General features: G+C 34.6%; 2 protein-coding genes. Both read right to left on the reverse strand.

Going from position 1 to position 868, the window contains the following annotated elements:
• Positions 1-80: 80 nt before the first annotated feature.
• Positions 81-380 (reverse strand): type II toxin-antitoxin system RelE/ParE family toxin, encoded by a 300-nt coding sequence (locus tag ACFSR8_RS10395; protein ID WP_380291745.1) that lies wholly within the window; start codon positions 378-380, stop codon positions 81-83.
• Positions 373-621: a type II toxin-antitoxin system ParD family antitoxin gene (locus tag ACFSR8_RS10400; protein ID WP_055413791.1), complete on the reverse strand. Its 249-nt coding sequence runs from the start codon at positions 619-621 to the stop codon at positions 373-375. Before ACFSR8_RS10400 ends, ACFSR8_RS10395 begins: the two co-directional genes overlap by 8 nt.
• Positions 622-868 lie beyond the last annotated feature (247 nt).

Here is an 868-nt window from a genome sequence, read left to right on the forward strand (position 1 = left end):
TCCTTAAAACGAGTCTGTTGCAGAAATTATGGGTTTTTATGGCGGCTTGCGCAACGGTTACCGGTGTTGGGCGTAGTTTTTTATTCGGTTATTCTTTTTTTCAAGTCCATTCGTTCGTGCAAAATTCTCGTAATCTCAATTGGCTTAACCTTAGACTTTCTATAAAATATAACGTGTCTATTTGCTTTAAGTCCAAACAGTTCAGATTTTATTCCTTCGTAGTTTTTTCCTAATTCTGGATTGTCAGCTATTTCTTGGCAAATATCGAGTAACATGTCATAATATCTGTCAGCTTGATTTTCAGACCAATTTTCTAGTGTATATTCCCATATTCCATTCAAGTCCGCAACAGCCTTATTGGTCAATTCATATTTAGCCATTCTTTTTACGTTTGGCTTTTAATTCTTCAAGATTTTTTTTCGGGTCGAAATCGTGAGCAATTCCGCTATCAATTCCTTCTTGAATAGCATTCCGCAAAGCTATTACTTTGCTTTCTTCGTTTTCCAAAAGGCGAAGTCCAGCTCTGATTACCTCACTCACATTTTTGTATCGTCCAGCAGAAACTTGTGTTTGTACGAATTGGTCAAAATAATTCCCTAATGATATAGATGTGTTTTTCATTCCGTTTTGATTTATTCAAATATACCAAATTTTGGTAAATATTCAAATTTCGGATGTGGCTCTAAATTACGCCCAACGTTTTAGGCTATGATTTCGTTGCGTAGTTTAGGACGATTAAAATTTAGGTCAACGAATAACATAATGTAGGTAAATAATTTTTCCAAGTACGCTAGTAATAGCAATGAATTATAGCATCGATGAAAAAGCAGTAAGTCGAGTATCTTTAAAGTTCACCAAAACAATAAGA

This window comes from Hyunsoonleella rubra, assembly GCF_042684665.1.
GTDB classification, from domain to species: domain Bacteria; phylum Bacteroidota; class Bacteroidia; order Flavobacteriales; family Flavobacteriaceae; genus Jejuia; species Jejuia rubra.

Excerpts from the sequence above, each read along its gene's own strand:
- ACFSR8_RS10395 (WP_380291745.1), bottom strand. The coding sequence starts at position 380 with ATGGCTAAATATGAATTGACCAATAAGGCTGTTGCGGACTTGAATGGA.
- ACFSR8_RS10400 (WP_055413791.1), bottom strand. The coding sequence starts at position 621 with ATGAAAAACACATCTATATCATTAGGGAATTATTTTGACCAATTCGTA.